Raw genomic sequence first — 20,516 nt, forward strand, 5'->3', positions numbered from 1 at the left:
CAGCACCTGCCGGCCCGACCGGCGACGCCAACCTCGTGGAAGACACAGCGCCCATGCCCGCACGCACCCTCATCGCCGTCCCCGCACCCGGCGGCGGTTACACCGCCCGCAGCCTCGCCAAGGGCGGCTACACCGCCTGCAGCCTCGCCCACGGCGGCCACCCGTCCACCCTCGTCCCCGTGCTCCGCCGCATCTGGACCCAGACCTTCGCCCACAACACCCAGAACATGACCACTGCCCTCCTCGCCCGTGACTGGCACGCGCTGGACGCGGACCCGCGGCCCACCCACGACGGCGCCGCTCCACCGGTTCCCGGCCTCGGCTTTCCGTCACCAGGCGCGGACATCGGTGAGACCCCTGGGATGCGTAACGAGCGGATCGGCACGGACGTGGAGTGGCTGTACCTCATCCATGTCGACCGGCACCTGCTCGACGTCCACGAGGCCACCGTCCACCACACCTGGCTCCGCCACGGGCTCTACCACCTCAACCCGATCGAAGACCTCTTCGACCTGTTCGCCCTCGAAGGCGATCCCGGTGGCGGCCGGCGCGAGCCGATGACCGTCTGCACGGTCTGCGGCGCCGTCGACGAGACCGAGTACCACCAGCTGCCGTCCATGGCCGGCTTCGGCTACGACACCGTGACCATCTGCGGGCAGTGCGGATCCAGCGTCGCCACCGATCCCATGTTCGGCGCACACATCACCCGCCGGCCGTGGCCCGCGGTCTGACCGCTAACAACGACGCCGCCGATAGGCCGCGTCCCGCCCGGCTGGCCGAGGAACCCGGTTCGCGAACTCAGCGGGCGGCAGCGCGCAAGTGTCGGCGGACAGTCCTTTCCGACCGGCCAATCCGTGTCGCGATCTCCGCAGGGTGCAACGTCGCATCACGCCGCCGCCAGAACTCGACAGCCTCGCGGGTATCAGCCGGCGGCGCGGAAGCCATCGCATCGAGAACCGGGACATGCACCTCCGTAAGGCCTTCGGAGCCTGCTCGGTCCGCAGCGGCTGGGCTGTCGACGCTGACCGTAAACCGTTCCGGGACACCTCCCTCCGTAGGCCCTGAGGAGCGGCTCACCGGCGGCTGGGTACTGGGCGGCGTTGATCGTGACCGTGAGTGCGGGGTCGCGTGCGAAAGGGGCGGTGGGTCTCCGGGCCTCGCTTCCGGATGCGGTGGCCGCCTCTCTTCATCAGCAATGATCGCGTTGGTGCGGGCGCCCGGTGGATCGTTGCGCGCGAGGTGGGTGGTGATGTCGACCAGGCTGATGCTGGCCACGACGACAAGGCCGTCAACGGACAGCGGCAGCAGATAGGCGGCGACGCCAGTCTCGCCGTAGCGGGTGGCGACGCCAACCATGTGCCCGTACGACACGTAAGCGGCGATGATCGCGATCACGGTCGTCACCGTCAACCGAACGGCGGCCAGGCCACGGCCGGTCGACGGCACGCGGGACATGATCTCGACCGTGCATATCAGCGCGACCGACGGCCAGGCGGCGATGACCTGGCTGACCGGGTGCGGCTGCGCATGCAGGATGTTCGCGGCCACCGAGGCGGCCATCCCGAGGGTGAACGCGGCACGTACCGCCCACCGCAGCCGCACCAACGGCCGAACAGGCACCGGCCGGTCCCACCGCGCTGTCATCGCGGACTCCCGTCGCCAATAGCGTCGGCGCCGTCGGCGGGCACGCCGGCTCGCAGGCGACCGACGAGCTCGTCGGCCAGACGAACGGTGACCGGATCAGGCTCGGCGTCGATATCGGCTAGACGGCGAGCGAGCAAACGACGCAGCGTGTGGATGCCATCGACGTTTCGCAGGGCCGCGTGGGCGCGCATCCCGGCCTGGTACAACGCCTCGGTGTACGGGTGTAGCGGCAGGACCTGGTCGATCACGGTGATGACGGCGGCTGGCTGGTCGGAGAGGGCGTCGGTGAGGGCAACGGTGGCGTCGAGCGCCTGGCGGCGGATCGCCTCCCGGTACGCCTCCACCCATTCGTAGTCGGCGCCAGCTGCGAGCTCGCCGCGGTAGCAGTCGACCGCTACCCGTAGGGCTGCGATCCGCTCGCTGGGCGTCTCCGCGAGGTTCACGTCGCGGATAGCGTCCTGTAGCCGCCACAGGTCGACGTCGAAGGCGTCGCGGTTAAGGGTGTACCGGTGCCCGGCGTGGCTCAGGTAGGGCTGGTCACCGCCGGTGCGGCGCAGCACCTGACGCAGGTTGGAGACGTAGGTGTGCAACCGGTGTGCGGCGCGGCTGGACGGGGCGTCGGGCAGCAGGTCGTCCAGGATGGTCTCCTGATGCGCCTGTCCGTCCCGGACGACCAGGTACACGATCAGCTCGAGGGCTTTGGCCCGTAGCGGCCCCCGGCTCGTGTCAGCACCGACAATGCCCGCGGGCCCCAGCACCGCCAGCCGCACGGATTGCGGCCTTTTGCTGTTTACGGTCGAAGGCGAGGCGGGCTCGTCTCCGTCCTGAGGGCAGGCCGGGTCAGAGGCTGCTGCATCGTCGTGCGGTGGCGACGCGAGCGGGGCCGGGTTGGGACGGGCCTCGGCGAGTACGGTGAGGATGTCGCGTACCTGGTCGTAGGACAGGAGCGGGAGCCGCGTTACGAAGGGACTCGAGTCCAGGTCGTTGGCCGTGTCGATGTCGGCCGTGCCGTCGCCGGCGACGGCGGCGACAGGCCACTGTGGGGACCGGCCGAGCACGAACCCGTAGATGCCGAGCCCGCGGCCTTGGGCCAGGACGGCGGTGGTGCGGGCCTGGTCGGGGTCGCCTGGTGGATCGGTGAGCAACAGGACTGGCTGCTGCTGGCCGTCGTTGACCGAGTCGCGCTCGACGGCGTCGAGGTCTGGACCGGTGAAGCGGACGCGGCGGCCCAGAATCTGCGCCTCGAGAATCGTCAGGGCCCGGTCGAGGTCAGGCGCGATGGTCAGCTGTCCTACAGGTGGCAAAGGTGCCGGACCAAGCAGCACGGAGGCGGTCGCCGCGGGCATCACCACGTGTCCGCCGCCACCGCCAGTCAGTACGGCAACAAGCAGACCGCGGGCAGCTGCGACGGCCCCGTCGCCGGTCACCGCCAGGACCCCACCCGCCGCGGCGAGCTCGCCCAGCGCGTCGACTTCCGCCCGCGCAGCGGCGCCGTACGCGGCGATGTCACCGCCGGCGGAGGAATCGTCCGCGACGCGGTCGCGCAGCTCGTTGCCTGGCTGCGTTGCGGAGACCCGGGCGGCCGCGAGGCGGCGTTGGATCGTCGCGATCGTGGCCGGCAGCGGTGTGAGCCCCGGGTCTTCGGGGCCGGCGACCGCAGACAGCGGACGCGGTACGTACCGGTGCCGGCGGCGGGCCCAGACCAGCGCCGCTAGCGCGGCGACGGCGGCCGCGACGCCAACGGGCAGCCAGCTGCCGTCATCAAGAGTTACCCCGCCATCTGGACGTGACGTTGACGCGTCATTTGCTGGCGTAAGCGGTGTCGGCGTTACTACGACAGTCGCCGAAGTCGCGGTTGGCGCCCCCGGCGGGATAAGTGCGGGATCCGCTGGCAGTGCCGGCGCGTCCGGTCGTCTGGGCGGTGACGGTAGGCGGCGGGCAGGCCCGGCGCCAGCGTCGTCCGGAAGCGTGAGAGTCCATCCCGGGTAAATCACGTCCGGGTCGGTGAGACGCCCGCCTACCTTGGGGAAACGGGCGCCGCGGTTCAACGCGAAAATCTCCGGCCAACGGTCCGCGTCACCAAGCCGCTCGCGCGCGATCCCAGACAACGTGTCACCCGAGCGGACCCTGCACACCGGGGCCCGCCCACCTCCATCACGCAGAACCGGCCCGCCAGCGGCCGCCGTGACCGAAACCGGCTGACTGTGACCCGCCACGGTGCCGCCAGCGGTGGCATCTACCGGTGCCGTGTTGTGGCCGGCCAGGCTGGCAACCGCCGCTGTGACGCTGGCCGGATGGACGATTCCCACCGTGGTCACCGACGCCGTCCCGACCAGAGCGGCCGACATCGACCTCGCCACCCCCGGCGGACGCAGCCGCAGCCGCCGTCGCCGGGCACGCCGCGGGCGACAGATCCACATCCAGACGACGGCCACCACCGGCAGGATGAGCAACGACGTCGCCGCCACGACCGCCGCGATGGCCAGCGTCCGCGGAGTCAACGGCTGGTCAAGCAGATCCGGAGCTCCATCCCACCCCGGCGCAACATCACGTATCGGCACCAGCGTTCTCGTGCCTGCCAGAAACGACATCGCTGCTCCTCGGCCGCCGCGCTCTCGACGATGCCCCAGCCTTGGGACCTAGTAGCCCGACCGTAGGAGAGCACAAGGCCGACCAGCACAGATCCAGACCTGACACCGCCTCACACGACCTGACACGACCTCACACGAGCACGGAACCCCGCGAAATCCACAACGTTATCCACAGGAGTCGATGGTGGGTTGACGCGTCCATCCGGCACCTAGTTGCGTAGAGCCGTGACAGAGAACAGCTGGGACCGAGCCCTTGACGAGGGCTTCCGGCACAGCGCGGCCGCAGACGTCCTACTTGCCTGGGACCGACACACCCGCGCCATCACTTCGCGCCCAGAACCCGACCAGCTGCAGGCAGTTGCCCTACTCATCCCGGTACTCCGTGAGGCCCGCAATGCTGAAGAAGGCGGCAAGATCCTGCGCGTCGCTCACGCTTTGGCCCTCGCCGCCAACGGAATGCAGCCCGCGACCGGTGCGCTCGCTGACCTCCTGCGAGCGATCAAGGACCTTGCAGATGCTGCCCGACACTGAGGTAAAGACATTCTTTGCGACGCGTTGCCTAGCGCAGTATGGCCGCAGATCGATAGTTGTTGCGACGATGGCAGACGTGGACCGCTTCGATAGCGGCGACCGACCGCGAGAGGACGCGGGCAGTGAGGACGGCGACTACGAGCCGGCCTCATACGGCGACGCGCCGCTCAACGATGCCACCGTCAGCCACGACTGGGATGATGATCTTCCAGACGACGACACCGAGCCCTTCACCGTGGCCAGTGATGCGGTGCACGAGCGGGGCCCCGCCGTGGTCCGCGGGCTCTATTTGAGCCGGCAGGTCGTGACTGCAGTGCGAGGGATGGCCGACGGCAATGGTTTCGACCTCAAGGTGAGCATCCCGGGCGTTGATCTCCTGGACGGCGTCGTGTTGCCGTCGGGCTTCCAGCTAGCGGCCCATGTCCGCCTGGGCCACACCCTCCCCTTGCCAGATGGCGACGGCGGCGTCGACATCCGTCCAGAGATCCAATTCTTCGAGCCCTGGTGCGATGCGATGGATGTCGCGCCGATCCGCCAGCCCGGCACGGCGACTTCGCCTCTCTCCGCCGTAGCGCGCGCACAGGGTATTGGACCCGCCCCCGACTCGGAAGATCCGTGGCGCGTCTTGCTCGTCCTGCTCGGAGACGACCTGATCCACAATCTGGCCCGAACGCTGACATCCGCGTGCGCACTGCCGCCGGGTCGGGTGCTCGAGGCGTTGCGCAGAGAGCGCGCTGCTGCCCGACCCAGGTACCGGACGGCGTCGACCCCATAGCCGCGGGTGCCGCCGCCCGGAACAGGTACGCGGATGGCCGCCGCCCCAACCAACCGGTGATCGGCACGGCGCAATATCTTTCGCCCGAGCAGGCCCTTCCTCAACCTTCAGACCCTCGACGTACTCGTCACTGCATCGTGGGACCGCAGCCGCGATGTGCCCGTCAACGGACACGACGCCGGCGGCGTCTCCCTCCGGATCGCCCATGTAGCAACCGGCCAGCAAGAGTGGCCCCGCAGCGGCGGCTAACAGCAGGCCGGATGTGCGGCGGTTCAGCACCGGTAGCCTCCTCGCCTCACACCTGCTTGACGCTCGTATCGGTTCTTGCACGGGTTGGAGCCGGACGCGGCGTAGAGCCCGATGAAGGAGAATCCCCACTTGCGCCATTGCGAGCGGTGGACGCTCTCGTGTGCGATCCGGCCGCGGCTGATGGCGCTGCGCTTGCGACCGGTGATGTAGGTGTCGCCGATCGTAATGCCGGCCCGGGGATACATCCACGGGGTCGTCCCCGAGCAGGTGCGAAGACCGTATCGCATCGAGCAGCTGCCTCCGCCGAGCCGGGCGTATCCCTGGGCGGCCTTGCCGGCGATCCACGATTGGTGTCGGCAGGTCCAGCCGCAGGCGAATGCGGACGCGGCTCGACAGGCCCACCGTAGCCATTTGGCGCATCGCTTGCCGTCAAGCTCGAAGCCGTTGATCGGGTCGGCGCATGCGTAGTCGTAGGCGTTGCAGCTGCCGCCTGTGACGGGGTCGACGGTCAGGAAGCGTGCGGTGGTGGCGTTGTAGAGTCGCACGCCCATGAGGATGACGCCGGTGGGGGTGTCGGCGGCGCGTTGCTTGCCGCCGAGCCAGCCGTAGCACAGGGTTCCGGCATCGGCGGGGCTGCGCATGAGCCCGATCTCGGTGGCGCTCCAGCCCCGCCCCGTCCGTTGAAGGATCTGTTAAGCATCTCGGCCAGGCGAGCACCGGACCGGTTGCCGATCGATCAGCCGTAGGCCCAATACACAGTTCGAGAGAAAGACTACGGCGGTCATGTCGTCCAAGATGTGCTTCTCACGCTGCAAAGTAGACGATGCATTCGCCATTGCGGGCAGCCTCTCGAAACAACTCCACCATCTCATCGTACGAAACTTTTACCCGGTCGAACATGAGCTCACTGTTCCATTGTCGGTTCATCGGGTAAAGCTGGACCTTGGTCGCGTCTTTCAAATGAACTGCGACCTCCGAGAAGGGTGTCTTCTCAAGGAAGTGCGAGACTTGGCGCACCTCGTCCGTGGTGAGCAGGCACGAACTACGGTCATGGCCCCAGGCGTCCTCGGCATTCGGGTAGGGCCTGCCGCTGTGCATCGGGTTGATCGGGACATCTACGGCATCCAATAGGAACCGCAGAACATCCCAGTACCTGTCTAGATCGATTTGAGTGTCGAGCTCGCTGATCACGTCGTATGGATCTGCACCGGGCGAGCGCAGCTCTTCGACCAAGTTCGGGGAAACGCGGACAAGCGAACCGAGAATACTCACTACGTACCTTTCCTCAACCTAGGCAGCCCCGAGCGTACCCGTTGGCACGCTCGGGGCGAAGGCGACCCTGATCTTGGACTAGCTAATCATGGAGCCCCGAACTCGACCTCTTCCCGGTGTTGACCCACTCCCATCCGTCGTACGTGTAAACGTATCCGTCAGAGAAGTTCATGTCTTTGCACGTCGGCATCCACATGCTGCACGCCAACATGTTTACCTTGATGTCCTTCACTACTGGATCCTCTTCGGCGACGATTCCGCCAACCTGGTACATCATGTAGATGTCACTAACCAGATTCAATGCACCGAGAGCGCCCATGAACTTGGGACCTATTCGTACCTTGCCGGCCTGTCCCGCCGTCCGGGGTGAGACGCCTCGCGTCTTCATCGCAGCCGCGTGCGTCTTGCTGATGAGCTCGCCGGTGTCCAAGCCGCCTTCCGGGTAGATGACACGGACGTTTTCATTCCCCGCGAACCGCTGCCGCATCTCGCCGAACTGGCCCTCGCTCTGCGCAACGAATACAACGTTCTGCGTCTGCTGCTTCGCATCGAGCCGCATTTTTTTCATGACCGTCTTGACGTGTTCATCGGTGCGGCCCTCGCCACCGCCGGTAAGGTCGTACGTGTCGACGCTCACAATTTCGCCATTAATGTACGAAATTTTGACCGCATCAGCAGTGGTGCCGGCTACCGTCGGCTGTCCGTCAGCTCCGGTGATGACGCCCTTTGGGTGTAGCTTCTCGGTTTCGGCATCGTTCTGGAGCACATAAATTGATCCGGTTCGGTTCTCGTCGATGTAGTTTCCGCTCGTCTTGAGTTGTTCATTGAGGAAGTTGAGACCCTTCTCGGCGCCATCACTGTCGGCTTTTCCGGAAAGAACGTGGGGAACTCCATTCTGATCGACCACGGTTGACTTGGTGGGTTGCGTCAACGGGATGTAGCCACCGTCGTCGTCATCCGGGGCAATTTTCCGGCCATCTGGGTCGCTGAAACTAGATGGGTTGTTCGCCGAGTACGAATAGCCGCCCAAATCGTTGGGGTTGTTCGGATCAACGAGCGGGTCGACGCTGACGAACCTGCCCGTCGTCGTGTCGTACTCGCGGGCGCCGAGATGTACGAGACCCGTCGGATCCTGGATTCCTCCGACGAATCCCTTCTGGTGGGGCCAGGATCCGGGCGGTGTGCCACGCGTTGCGCCGTAGGGGGTCGTGCGCCGCACGGATAGTGCACCGCTAACGGCGTTGACGGAGACGCTTGAGGTTCCGTGATGATCGGCGGCCTCGAACGACACACCCGACGGGGTGCGAACCGCCACCGTCTTGCCGGCAAAGCTGTAGTACCTGGTACCGGTGACGGTGACACCGTTGGACGCCAATTCCATGCCAGGCATGTATACCGTCGTCCTGCCACCGGGCTCCTTGACCGCTACGCGATTGCCATCCGCGTCATACACATATGTGGTCTCCTGTCCGCCAGCGTTCTTGCTCGTGGCGAGCTGTCCTTGAGCGTTCCAGGTCAGCTTCTGCGATCCCGCGGCGTCAGGGCAGCTGTTACTAGTGGCGCCCGACGGACGACAGGTAGTGTTACCCGAACCATCGTATTGATAGACGTAGCTGCGATCTCCTGCCGGTCCGGTCTCGGCGATGCTAGTGACCGTGTGAGGTCGAGGCTGTCCCGAGTTCGGATAGCTGTAGTCACGTACGGTGTCGACGCCACCGCTGACGGAGTGAATCGTTTCCGAGTCCCGGTTTCCAGCAGCGTCGAACGTCCACGACTGGTGATAGGGCGCCGGCCCGCCGACCCCGGTCTGCGCCGCGCCGTCATCACAGGGCTTGTTGCTGTTGTGCGACCAAGCCTCCGAGAGTCGGCGCAGATCGTCGTAGACGAAACATTGCGTATCCGTTGTGCCGGGCGTGGTGGCGGAATCCGTGATGGACAGGACGTTCCCGGCGTCGTCGTGCGCATATCGCATGTCCATGTCGGTCGTGGGAACGCCCTGCCGGTCGAACCTCGCACGCTTGAGCCGAGATGTCCCGCGCTCATACTCCCACCCCAGCCAAGCCTTCTTACTCGCTCCACCGGTGTAGAGCTCTGCTTGTAGGAGCTCCCCCAGGTCGCTATACAGCGTCGAGGTCACGTAGGTGCTTGTTCCAGTGAGCGATGTCGGCCGCATCAGGCCGTCGTAGCTGACCGCGACCGCCTCGGCAGGAAGCCCTCCGGCGGCTGGGAAACCTGCTGACTGTGCCGTGCCATCGACGTTGTATGCGGTAGTGAACTGGTAGGTCTTGCCCAAGAGCGGTCCGACATCACCTGACGGGAAGCTGTACGACACCTTCGTCGGCCGATAGAGCTTGTCCCTCATCGCAGTGACATTTGTGTATGTGCCAGAGCCAACAAATCGCTGGCTGTAGTGCAGCTGTCCCTTGCTCCCTGCCAGGCTGTCGAAGATCCACGCAGCGAGCTTGGTCCCGCTGCCGACCTGTCCCTGCCACATCTCGGTCTTACGACCAAGTTCGTCGTACTTGTACGAGAGCACATTGCCGAGCTCGTCGGTGCTGGTAGTGAGATTGCCCGCTGCGTCATAGGCGAACCGCAGGTCGCCCGCGTCAGGATCTTCGGTCCACTCGCGTAGGTTGCGTTGGTTGTAGTGATAGACCCAGCGGTTACCCGCCGGATCGGTAACCGACTCGAGGTTTCCCGATGGTGTGTAGGTGTATCGCGTGATCTGGGCAGGCCCGCTCGCGGTGTCGCCCAAGTGTTGCTGGTGCTCGATCGTCCGACCCTTGGCGTCGGTGACGACGGTCGTTGGTACGGCACCGTTCTGCGGGCTGACATGGGTACGGTCGCCTTCGTAACTTGTGGTCGTAGACCATAGCGTGTCACCCGCAACGCCGTACACGCCGAGGATCGGGCGACCAGCACCGTCGTAGTAGGTCGTGGTGTGCCCGTTGACCGACCCTTCCGCGGTAACGATCGGCATCTCTCCGGCGGTGCCCGTCGCTACGTAAGGGTCGTTCGTCCGTGCCGCCTGGCCAGTTCCGATGTAGAAGGTGTCGGTCAAGGTCCATGCGTCGTTGGGGGCTGGCGACTGAGTCTGCCTGCGCCGGAGCAGCCCGTCGTAGAGTTCGTATGACTTGCTGTAGGTGCCGTCGTTGCGAAGCTTCTCCGTTGTGACCACGGTGGCTTTGTCGTTGGCGACTTTGTATGTGAACTTCATTGTCGGCAGGGCGTTCTGGGACTTGTCGCGGTCCGCGAGCCACACTGCGGACAGCCGCCCGAGGGCGTCGTAGACCAGGTCCGTGCGGTTTAGGTTGACATCCACAATCGACGTCGGCTGACCGATTCCGGGATCGTTCGTCGTGGTTGTGACGAAGTTGAACGGTGCCGGGCTGGTGACCTTAACTTGAGTGTTTAGTCCGTCGGTGTCGGTGTATTGGGTGGTGGTTGTCCCTCCGAGCGCGTTCTTGGTCGCGGTGGGACGACCGTAGTCGTCGACGCTGAGGGTCTCCGACTTCCGGATGTAGACGATCTTGGCGCCGTCGTACTTGTCGAGATCTTCGGTCAATGTGGCGGTACCGGTCGTTGGAACGGCACCCCAGGGCTTGAAGTCGTAGCTGGTACGGGTGTCGGATAGCAGGTGCGTCGCCAGGTTGGGGTCGGCGACGTCACATTTGACAGAGACTGTCTGGATCCTGGATACCAACGTGTACATATTGCTGTCGGGGGCGTCGGCGAACCAGGTACGCGTGCAGGTTTCGTCGCCACTCTTGTTCAAGTCGCCGAGATCTTCGAGTCCGGTGATCCGACCGCGAGCGTCGAAGGCGGAAGCCGACTTCGTCTCCCGCCAGACTTCGTTGCCTTGTGGGTCGTTGGGCATAGCCACCAGCTTGTGGACCGCTGCGGTCCGGACGAGAACGGCGAGCGGGTCTCCCCAGGTCTCGTTCTGTGTGTGGGTGACGCGCCGCCAAGGTTGGCTGATCTCCTTGGACACGACGGAGGACCCGTTGTAGATGACGGTTTCGAGCTCGTGGCCAGACCACTCGTCGTAGTCGGTGTAGGACGTGCCGGTGGAGTCCGTCCTCGTTACGGGTGGGCGACTGCCATCTGCCTTCTTTCCGCCGCTCAACCCGCGTAAGAAGAAATGATCCGAGCGCGTCGACAGAGTCTGGTTGTCGCCCGTGCGCATGATCACTTGACCGTAGCCACGCCAGTCCGACCACGTGAGGTCTTCGGCTTTGGTGATGCCGTCCGGCTCGGTCTTACGCCAGCCGGCGTCGCCTTTGTAGTCGTAGGAGCTGACCATGTCGTCGTTGCCACCGACGAGGTCGTCGGTCACGACGTTCGCGACCACGTACTTGTGGAACCAGTCGGTGTCTTCGTCTTCTTCGTCACCGCCGAGCGGATTCCAGATCACGGGAAAGCACCGTCGGGTGGAGCTGCCCGGCGCTGGCAGGTTGTCCTTGTTGCAGTCCGCGGCCTTGTAGTTGATCGTTATCTGCGCGCCTGAATCTGTCTTCACCGTGGCGAGCCGGTATCGGATTAACGGGCCAAGCAGATCGCTGTCGCGCACGATGCGGTTGTCTAGCTGGATTCCGTACAGCTCGGTCGGCGGAAGTGGTACGGCGGTGCCGCCCCAGTGTCCTGTCTGCGTGATGCTTTTGAGCCACAACGTGCGCGAGTTGTCGTCGTTGCGTTTGAACTCGTGGTCGAGCGTCCAGGAAGTGACTGGCTGCCATCCGGATCCTTGACGGACTTGGGTCTCCACACTCGTCAGCCGTCTTCTGGTGAAGAATGTGGCGGCCGATTGGGTCCATTCGCAGTGGGAGCTCGCGGCGCAAACCAAATCCTCCGGGACATCCGGCCAGGAGGCGGCGGTGTTCTCGTTGAGGTCTTGCGGATCGCAGTCGACGTCAGGCGTGCTGATGCAACGCTCGTCGGTGTGGAAGACAACCCGAGCGGGCGCGTTCGTGGAGTACACCTGGTTGTGACGCTGGCCGTAGTCGATCCGACTCAGGTATCCGGCGCGGTGGTACATGGTGCCGTCGACGTTGGTCTTGCCTTCGCGTGCGTAGTAGTTCGTCTCGCGGCCGTAGAAGTACGAGATGACGTTCCCGCGTGGGTCCACAACGTAGTCCAGGTTCCATCTCCAGGCTTGCTGGCACCACGAGGAGCTGAAGCCCGAGGAGTCGTTGCACGGCTCGCCTGCGTCGTCGCCGTACACCGGCATCGTCCAGACGGACCTGGTCTCTTCCTTGTCGGCCACCCATCCGGGTAGCCGGTTGCGCCCGAAGAAGTACTGTGTCCCGTCGGTCGTAGTGACCTTCCAGTACTCGCCGTTGTCGTCCCCGTTCGTCATCCCGGTGAGGCGCTCTACCTTGGATCCGTCGTCGGATGAGAGCTTCCACTGGTCGTCATTGACTTTGATCAGCGAACCGGAGTGGCCAGACAACATCATGACGCCGTTTTGGAACGCCCAGCACTGCTCGGCGGAGTTGTCGTGCCCGTCGTCTTTGCACGGCTTGTAACGCCGCTCGATGTAACCGGGCTCGTATCCGAACCCCTCGCCGACCCAGGAGCCCTGGTTGTTAGTCGCCGCTGTGCGGCCGTCGACAGTTTGGGAGGAATAGGCGAGTCCGACCTGTGGACCGAAGCCTCCAGCGGTGGTGGGTACGCTGATCGGATAGGTCCAGGCGAAAGCGCCCGAGGCCATCGAAACGGACCACGAGGACGACTGAGATAGTGTCGTGGCTTTGTAGCTGCCCTGGGAGCTGGACTGGCTGGCCGCCATGGTCAGCAGCATCGCGCTGGACTCATTCGCGGATAGGTTGACGTCGGCCGACAACACCTGGCCGCCGGCTTCATTCACCGTGGGTAGGACGCGTTTGGTCCGACACTCGGATTTTTCCGGGCTGGTCAGCGCACAAGCTGGTAGCGCGACCAGTTGCAGCCGCGCTCCCCAGTCACCGCCGCGCGCATGTGCGAACTGCTCATATCCAACGCGTACCCGTACCGCGGCGTCGTTGGCGTTGTCCGGACGGTGCAATCGAAACACCGGCCCGTCAGCCCTCAGCGACTTGGCCGTCGCTTGGCCGAACACTTGCACCCTCGCACGTCGCGGCGCGTCGACCCGTGCTCTCCCAGCGCTGCCTGTTGTCGCGACGTCGATGGAGAGGCCGCCGACGTTCTGGAGTCGGCTGTCAGTCTGTGCGGCGTCAATTTCCGCGGCGCCGCCGACGGGCCAGGCCACGTTGTCTGCGACACGCATGGTCTTCTCTGCTGTGGGGTCGGGCTTAGGCTTCTCGGCCTTCAGCCGCACTCCCGCGGCTGGTGCGGGCTGCGCGGGCACCCCCGGGGCCGGTCGATCGACCACCGCGACGGCTGTGGCGGCCGCGGGCATCGTCATCAGAGTGGTGGCGACCACCATGCCCGTGACTGCGGCGGCAACGTACCTAGTGAACCGGGAAAAGGTTGTGCGGGATCGCCCGCCGGACAGACTCATCGTCAAACACCACCTGTGAGGGAAGGGATGAGGCACGGCGAGTTGCGCCGAAGGATCCTGACCTGGGTGGCCACCAGCCCCGGTGGCCACCCACGGAAGCGGGCTAGATATCGGACTGGGGGGTCAAGCTCGCGAGCCGGATGATCGTGACCGGGTCCAGCGCGCCCGCGTAGACGCGGACCTCGTCGAGCACGCCCGAGAAATAGGAACCGTAGGATTGTGGGCCAGTGAGTGCTCGCCCGACCTGCAGGCCCTTGTCCGCTCCAAACTCCGCCGCGTGGTGCGGCACGTTCGCGGCGGCTGTTAGCTGGCCGTCGACGTAGAGCTGGACGCGCTCGGCGATGGCGTTGTAGACCACTGCCAAATGCGATCCGTCAGTGTCTGCGGGATCCGGAATCACCAGGTCGTTGGTCACCACCGTCCATGCGGTCGTCGCACTGTCGGTCTCGGCCATCGCGAGCTGCCAGCGCCGTTGCCCTCCACCGATGTCGGCGCAGCGGACGACGAATCTGCTGACGTTGACGCCTGGCTGGGACAGCACTACCTGATTCGAGGTGCAGTCGGCGGCGAGCTTCGCTCGTGTCGTCACCGAGTAGCTGCCCGTCGTCCCGACCAGCGGCAGGCTCGTCGACGCGTACTCGTCGGTTCCGTTTAGGTTCATGTGACCGGCGCCGACGAGTGGATACTCGAGCCAGGGCTCGTTGTCCAGGTCGGGGGTGTAAAGACCGTCAGCGTCATGAAGCGTCAGGTCCTTGGCTGGATCAGCTTGCGCCCCCTCGGAGACGTCCTCGGAGATACTCCACGTTCCCGGGCTGTCGTCGATGGCGACGTTGCTGTCCATGGCCCAGTAGACCTGACGCTGCAACCGCGGCTCCGCGAGCAGGCTGATCTCCGAAGGAATGAGAAGCCGTCCATGAACCGCAACGTCGGCTATCCCGCCGTGCCAGGTCGCGGTGTATCCGGTCTTGCTAGTCTGCCGCCCGATCTGGAGGCGACCGTGCGACGCCCACGCCGATCGCGCTGAGCCTGACCCTGACAGATGACCATTTACATAGATCTGGATCGTCTTCGTATATGGGTCGAACGCACCTGCCAGGTGGGTCCAGGCCGTTGTCGCCTGCCCGGCGCTAGAGACGGACCATTCGCTGATTGTGTCAAGATCGGTCGCCGCCATGCGGAAGGTCCACTTGTTGGTCGTGGCGCTGTAGCCGAGAACGAATCCCGGCTCGCCCGTACCGTCCTGTGAGACCGCAGCCGCAGTTGTGCTTAGGTCATTGATCTTCACCCATGCGCCAACGGTGAACGGCTTTGACGTGTCCACGATGCGAACGTTCGACGTCGTGAGGTAGCCGGCGTCCGACCCGTCGAGTAGAGCTGATCGGTGCGCGGGGCCGCCGGGGCCTGCGTACTCGAAGGTGACGCCGCTGCCGACGGTTGCTGGGCTGGTGCCGACTGAGTCAGCGGCTTGGGCTGACCCGGCCAGGTCGTCGAGCTTCCACTGACCAACCGGGGCCGCACCTGGCCCCACGCGGAAGGTGCAAGAGGAGACGTCACTTTCTTTGCCCGCTACATCGACGGCGATGACATTGACGAAGTGGGGTGCCTCGGTCAGCGGAATCCAGGAGACGCTGACCGGCCCGCCGTTTGTGGCCGGTGTCAGTACCGTGGTCGGGGAGGCGTCGAACCCGTACTTGTAGTAGACGACATCGGTGGCGGCCGAGTCGAAGGTGAAGGTGCCGTAGCGACCGACACCAGCGATCCATTCGTCTTCTTCGACGCAAGCGGGGGTCGCGTCCGCGGCGTCGGCCATAAGGTACTCGGGGGAGTCGATGTCAGCGCCGGTCGGCTTCGTCTTGTCAAGGATGAAGCCACAGGTGACCGATTTCGCGCTCCAGGTTGTCCCGTCGGATGCTTCGACGTACCACGAAACGACCACGTTCTCGGGCAGGTTGGGCACGCCTGTTGTTGGAGTGGCGAGGTTGTAATCGAAAGTGCTCTTGTTGGCCTTCGTGCCGGAGACCCATTGCTTTGTTTGCAGGGTGCCGCCGGCCGGTGTCCAGGTAACCGTGAAGCGTGCCGTGAGCGGCTCTTCGTCGTCTGCGCCGTCCGGGTCGGCCAGGTAGGCCGACAGCTTCGGCACGCTCGAGACGTACCATGAGTTGTTTGGCGTTCCGGTGTGGCATCCCCCGCCGGGGTTGGAGGTGAGCGTCGTCGGCGCCGCCGGCGGCCTGTTGTAGTTGACGGACAGCACCGCGTTGTCGCAGAAGTGCTTGATGAACAGCTTGCTGGATTCGTTATCCGAGCGGATGCCGAAGGTGGTGGTGGACCAGTTGTACTTGGCTGCGTCCTGTACGGCCTGAGTGGCGGTGAAGGTGACGTTCTGATTCGTCGATGTGCAAGAGTCCCGCGAGACGGTCGGGTTCCGGGTGTCTTGCCACTTTGACCAGGCGGGCTGATTGCGCCAGTTGGTTGCCGAGGTGATTCCCGACCCCATGCGGTACAACGATGCGTTACGGGCCGAACCGTCGTAGGTGTGGATCATCGTTATCTTGAACGACGCGCCTAGAACAGAGATGGAATCGTTCTGATATGGAGTCGGCAATGCGTACAGGAGGCGTTTGACTTCCGAGTCGTTGCAGTGGCTGTTTGCATCGCCTACGTTGCACATGCCGATACGCTCATCGCGTTCGCCGTCAAACTTCCAGTACTCCTCGTCGGGATACCCAGAGTCGACCATCGCCCACGCGCTATTGCTGGTCGGGTTAGTGAAGGGGTCCAGGTATAGCGGGAAACGAAGATCAGAACGTGACAACATCTGTGGATCCGGAACCAGGGTCAGCGACTGCCCTTTGACGCGCACCGACATCGACGCCCGAATGGCTGTGTGAGGCATCTGTGTCGCAGCGACCCCACTTGCCCGTTCTGCCGGATCGCCAGCGTCCCACATCTTCGGCGCGGGCGCCTCGAAGACGAGGCCGCCCGTGGAAGCGTCGATCGCCTGGAGCCGGTCCTCTGTCGCGGTGAACTTCAAGTCCTTGCCATTGAGGCCGTAGCGGATGGTAGTCAGCCTCGAGTCTTTGAGCGCGGCCGGAGATTGCACGACGAGGACGTGGCTGTAGCCGGTGGCGGATGCCCTGACGACGAGATCGAGATCGTCAGCGAGGGCGTACGTAGCAGTGTCGCCGGACAGCATCGGGGCTGGAAGCCCGCCGGGCCAGGATATGCTCATTACTCGGCCTGCCCTGGAGACGGTGGCCAGCGGCATGTCTCCGCCGCCGGAAAAACGCATTGCAGTGGCAGCTGCCTTCGGGCCCACACTGCCGTCCGGGTTCTGAACCATGGTGGTGTCGATAGGCACCCAGTTGCCGCCTCGCCGCACCCGGTACGGCTGGGCGTGCGTCTCGCGCGTGAACGTCCCGTCGGGATTCGCCCAGGTCGCGTCGGACGCGGTGCTCTTACCTGCCACCTCCACCCGAGCTCCGGACCGGGCCGCTGCCTTCTGTGCCTGCGCCTCGGTCCACGCCACGGTTTCGGTGGTTGGCCCCATCGCTCGGATCTCGGTTGAATCCCTGTCACTCGGGCGGACCGCCACGAGCGTCGCTCCCGTGAGGGCAACGAGCGCAGCAACGGCAGCGCCTCGCCTCCAGCGCAGCCTAGGTTTCCCCGTTGTCATTGCTTGGCCGCCTTCGTTCGGGCTCGTCGATTCTCCGGTTGGTTTCATTTGGCTCACCGCACCTGGTACCCGAAAGCGATGGCGTCGGCAGGAATACCGCCGTTGCCAGGGGTGAAGGTGCCCGAGGGTATGGTGGTCCCGACGGCGAGGTCATCCCAGCGCAGTGCCCATACGGCTTTGGCCGCGCCAAAGGGAGCGGAGACCAAGAGTGTGTCCGGCGATGCTCCGATCGATATGCCGATGAACTCCAATTCGGCGGGATTGCCAGGCAGCTTCGACGGTGCCCGCTCGATCGTCTTCGCCGCGATGAGTGTGGCGCCTGCGGCGAACACATGCACGGCGCCGCTATCGACTCCAGCAGACGTTGTCTCGTTGTCTTCACCCGGTGCACCCACCGCGATCTGCAAGGTGGTCGCGTTGGGTGCCACCGCTGGGTTGGTATTCACCAGGGCGACAGCTTGCCCGAATTGATCACCTTCCTCGAGCGAGCCCCCGAGGCCGGCGCTGCCCTGGCTCATGGCCGTCACCTCGGTGATCGAGGCGCCCGAAACGCGCAGCTGGTGCACCATCCCGACGTCTCTGATCGCGTCGGCGTCCTCGCCCGGTACGCCTACTGCCAGCAGTGAGTCACCCTCCGGCCAGTAAGGAGCCATCGCAATGGACCGCCCGAATTGGTCGCCTGCCTCCGTGGTTTCACTGATCCCGCCGGAGTTCTGCGTCACGCATCCGATCGAGGCCGGCTTGCCGCTTGACAGGCTGTGGCTGAAGACACACACCGTGCCACCGAACTCTGTGCCGGCGTCGACACTCTCGCCCGGAAACGACACGGCGAAATGGCTCGGGCTGGCCGTGATCGCAAACCCGCCCTGGTCGTCTGCTTCGGGGCTACCGCCGCTCAATGACTGGTCGAACGCCGTCTTCACATCTGGCCGCAGGTAGGTGGTGGCGCCAGCCTGCGACTTGCCATCGACGGTCTCCCCCGGTGCGCCCACGACCAGGAATGGGGTGCCCGAGGAGCTCACGCCCGCGGCGATCGAGAAGCCGAACAGGTCGTGGGTCGCCGGTGTTCCTGGCACACCCCCTTCTGCCTGCCGAAATGTGGTCGCCGACGGAGTGCCCTTGCCGACCCCAGCCGGCGATCCATAGAGGACGTAGACCGCGCCAACGTCGGCCAGTCCTCCCAGGTCTTCGTTCGGGGCGCCGACAGCCAGGTCCGCGCAGCCGTCCATGTTGGCGTCGAACACCGAAAGCGAACGACCGAACTCTGCTCCGGCCGAGGCGTTGCCGGGTACCTCCGGCAGGCTTTGATCGAGGGTGACCGCGGTTCCGGTGTTGCCGTCCACCAGGTAGACAGCTCCGGCGGCCGTTTGGCCGGCGACCGTGGCGCGATAATCAGCGATGGCGGTGTCCCTGACACCATCGGCGTTGAAGTCGTTGCTCAGCGAGCCGGCGCACCCGGCGACGGGGATGCTGAAGCCGACGCTGACCTGGAACTCACACCAAGAAGACCATTTGCCCGACCCAGCTCCATCGTTGCCACGTGCGCGCCAGGAGTAGGTTCCGCCATTTGCCAGAGCGCCGGTGGGTATCGGGGCCGAAAGGGTCGATCCCGAGGCGGCAGCGCCTGTGATGAGTCCGCCGATCTTCGAGCCGCCAGTCGCCCACCACTCGAATTCGGCCTTGACCGATGCGGCCTCCGGGTCAGTGACTTTAGCCGAGAGCGTGGGTGTCACCGCCGTGATGACAGGCCGGCTCGCGCCGGTCACACACGTTGTCGCCGGGACGGTCTCCTGGTTCGACACGGTCGCGCCGGCGTTGTAGGTAACCGTGGCATAGGGCCGTTGCGCGGCGGTGGTGTAGTCGCGTGAGCGGTACTGCCGGAAATAGCTGACGTCGTCCTCATTGGCCGCCTTCAAGCCCATGAAGGCGGTCGTCTTTCCCGCTTGCGCGGCGCGGTTGAAAAAGCTTGTGGCCGACGCCGAAACCGCAGCATCGTCACAGCTGCTGTCAAATCCCTTTGTCTGCGTCGAGCTTGACTCCTTGACCTCCCAGGCGGGCTGGGATGTCCATCGCGTCGAGGTCGACGCGGTCCCGGTCGTCCATACCTGCCACTCGGTCGGAGTGCACGTCTGGGAGTAGAAGTTCCAAAGGAACACGCTGGCTGCACTAACAGTGCCGCCGGTGAACGTCGAGATGTCCCAGCCGATGAACGACCGCGCCCGTGGACCTGTCGCGCCCGCACGGCCTACCTGCAGGTCGGTTTGGCCTGACCGGTCACCCGTGAAGTCCTCGCGAACGTACGTATCGAAAGTCGTTCCCAGCGAGCTGATGGCAGGATCAATTGTGACCGGCCACACCGTGGCGCTGTCCGTCATCCAGGCCAGGTCAGGTGTGAGCACGAGTTCGTCGGTTCCGGTGGTCCCACGTGCCGTCGGGGCGGCCCGGCTCATGCTCACCACCGCAGTACGGGCGGGGTCGCCCGTGAGCGGATCTATACGAGAGTCCCACATCTCGGGCTCTGGCACCGCCGCGACGGCGACGCCGTTCTGATTCCGAAGCATCAGACCGCCGCCGTCAGCCTCACTACGTAAGCCGCTTGAGCGCAACGGAATGGTCAGCCGCGACACCATGGCTGCGGCAGCCGGGCTCCTGACAACGAAGAACTGCTCGACTCCGCCTACCGTCGCTTCCAGCACGAGATCGACGCCCGCCATCACTTCGGGGTACGTCGCTTTTGGGCCGGATAACAATGGTTCCGGCAGACTCCCACGCCAGCCCATCGCCACTGATTCGCCATCAATGACGACCTTCGCGAGATCGTGGTCACCAGCGCCTACGGCCCCGGCGATCTGCAGGTCATGCGGGTGCGCCTTTGACGCGATCACGCCGTCGGGGCGTCGCTCCAGGGTCAGATCGACGGGAACCCACTGGCCGTCACGCCGAAGGCGTTCGGGGGCGGTATCGAGCCTTGCCTCGAACTGGCCGTCTGGCAACGCCCACACCAGCCGAGTCGGTGACGTCAGCTCCTCAACCAAAACCTTCTCGCCGGATGCCGCCGCCTGCGTCAGCGCGCGTCCCTCGGGCGTGTCCTGCGGTGTGGCCGTCGCCCTTGCCGGGGGTTGGGGTGTGGGCTCTGCAGCCGCCGTGGCGGACACAGACAAAACCATGACGCCTGTTCCCAGCAGTGAGAGTGCGCGTAGCCGGAAACGGGCGGATTTCTGCCGCGCCATCGAGCCCCCGTGATCCTCAGTTGTCGATATTGAAGGTCATCTCACAGGTGAC

The 20,516-nt window shown here is 65.0% G+C and carries 10 protein-coding genes; 2 read left to right on the forward strand and 8 right to left on the reverse strand.

The genetic code is table 11. The features are described from left to right. Positions 1 to 53: 53 nt before the first annotated feature. On the forward strand, positions 54 to 731 hold the full coding sequence (locus AB0J88_RS15405) for a hypothetical protein (RefSeq protein ID WP_364361097.1): 678 nt from the start codon (positions 54 to 56) through the stop codon (positions 729 to 731). Between the two features lie 67 nt (positions 732 to 798). Here the strand turns inward: AB0J88_RS15405 and AB0J88_RS15410 are convergent, their stop codons facing one another. The 3 genes from AB0J88_RS15410 to AB0J88_RS15420 all read right to left on the reverse strand — a co-directional run bounded on the left by AB0J88_RS15410 (position 799) and on the right by AB0J88_RS15420 (position 4,763). Continuing rightward, positions 799 to 1,644 carry a DUF2637 domain-containing protein gene (locus tag AB0J88_RS15410; RefSeq protein ID WP_364361099.1) on the reverse strand — a complete coding sequence of 282 codons (846 nt, stop codon included), beginning with the start codon at positions 1,642 to 1,644 and terminating at the stop codon, positions 799 to 801. Further along, positions 1,641 to 4,235: a BTAD domain-containing putative transcriptional regulator gene (locus AB0J88_RS15415; RefSeq protein ID WP_364361101.1), complete on the reverse strand. Its 2,595-nt coding sequence runs from the start codon at positions 4,233 to 4,235 to the stop codon at positions 1,641 to 1,643. Before AB0J88_RS15415 ends, AB0J88_RS15410 begins: the two co-directional genes overlap by 4 nt. Positions 4,236 to 4,598: 363 nt before the next feature. Further along, on the reverse strand, positions 4,599 to 4,763 hold the full coding sequence (locus AB0J88_RS15420) for a hypothetical protein (protein ID WP_364361103.1): 165 nt from the start codon (positions 4,761 to 4,763) through the stop codon (positions 4,599 to 4,601). 79 nt (positions 4,764 to 4,842) lie between these two features. Between AB0J88_RS15420 and AB0J88_RS15425 the strand changes: the two genes are divergently transcribed. Beyond that, entirely contained in the window at positions 4,843 to 5,541 is a 699-nt protein-coding gene (locus AB0J88_RS15425; protein ID WP_364361105.1) for a hypothetical protein, read from the forward strand. Positions 5,542 to 5,813: 272 nt separating this feature from the next. Here the strand turns inward: AB0J88_RS15425 and AB0J88_RS15430 are convergent, their stop codons facing one another. The 5 genes from AB0J88_RS15430 to AB0J88_RS15450 all read right to left on the reverse strand — a co-directional run bounded on the left by AB0J88_RS15430 (position 5,814) and on the right by AB0J88_RS15450 (position 20,389). After that, the gene (locus tag AB0J88_RS15430) at positions 5,814 to 6,431 is read right to left on the reverse strand and encodes an RHS repeat-associated core domain-containing protein (protein ID WP_364361107.1); all 618 of its coding nucleotides are present in this window, start codon (positions 6,429 to 6,431) and stop codon (positions 5,814 to 5,816) included. A 163-nt stretch (positions 6,432 to 6,594) separates the two neighbouring features. Beyond that, a complete protein-coding gene (locus AB0J88_RS15435) occupies positions 6,595 to 7,062 on the reverse strand; it encodes a DUF1877 family protein (protein WP_364361109.1) in 468 nt (155 codons plus the stop codon). 82 nt (positions 7,063 to 7,144) lie between these two features. Then, positions 7,145 to 13,561, reverse strand: a complete 6,417-nt coding sequence (locus AB0J88_RS15440) for an RHS repeat-associated core domain-containing protein (RefSeq protein ID WP_364361111.1) — start codon at positions 13,559 to 13,561, stop codon at positions 7,145 to 7,147. 103 nt (positions 13,562 to 13,664) lie between these two features. Further along, positions 13,665 to 17,108, reverse strand: coding sequence for a LamG domain-containing protein (locus AB0J88_RS15445; RefSeq protein ID WP_364737897.1), 3,444 nt, complete (start codon positions 17,106 to 17,108; stop codon positions 13,665 to 13,667). Positions 17,109 to 17,287: 179 nt separating this feature from the next. Further along, a complete protein-coding gene (locus AB0J88_RS15450; RefSeq protein WP_364361115.1) occupies positions 17,288 to 20,389 on the reverse strand; it encodes a hypothetical protein in 3,102 nt (1,033 codons plus the stop codon). Between the last annotated feature and the right edge of the window lie 127 nt (positions 20,390 to 20,516).

It is taken from the genome of Asanoa sp. NPDC049475 (genome assembly GCF_040676915.1).
Lineage (GTDB): Bacteria > Actinomycetota > Actinomycetes > Mycobacteriales > Micromonosporaceae > Asanoa.

What these genes read in the sequence shown, in the direction of transcription:
- AB0J88_RS15405 (WP_364361097.1), top strand. Translation starts at nt 54, where the DNA reads ATGCCCGCACGCACCCTCATCGCCGTCCCCGCACCCGGCGGCGGTTAC.
- AB0J88_RS15410 (WP_364361099.1), bottom strand. Translation starts at nt 1,644, where the DNA reads ATGACAGCGCGGTGGGACCGGCCGGTGCCTGTTCGGCCGTTGGTGCGG.
- AB0J88_RS15415 (WP_364361101.1), bottom strand. Translation starts at nt 4,235, where the DNA reads ATGTCGTTTCTGGCAGGCACGAGAACGCTGGTGCCGATACGTGATGTT.
- AB0J88_RS15430 (WP_364361107.1), bottom strand. Translation starts at nt 6,431, where the DNA reads ATGCGCAGCCCCGCCGATGCCGGAACCCTGTGCTACGGCTGGCTCGGC.
- AB0J88_RS15440 (WP_364361111.1), bottom strand. Translation starts at nt 13,561, where the DNA reads ATGAGTCTGTCCGGCGGGCGATCCCGCACAACCTTTTCCCGGTTCACT.
- AB0J88_RS15445 (WP_364737897.1), bottom strand. Translation starts at nt 17,108, where the DNA reads ATGGGGCCAACCACCGAAACCGTGGCGTGGACCGAGGCGCAGGCACAG.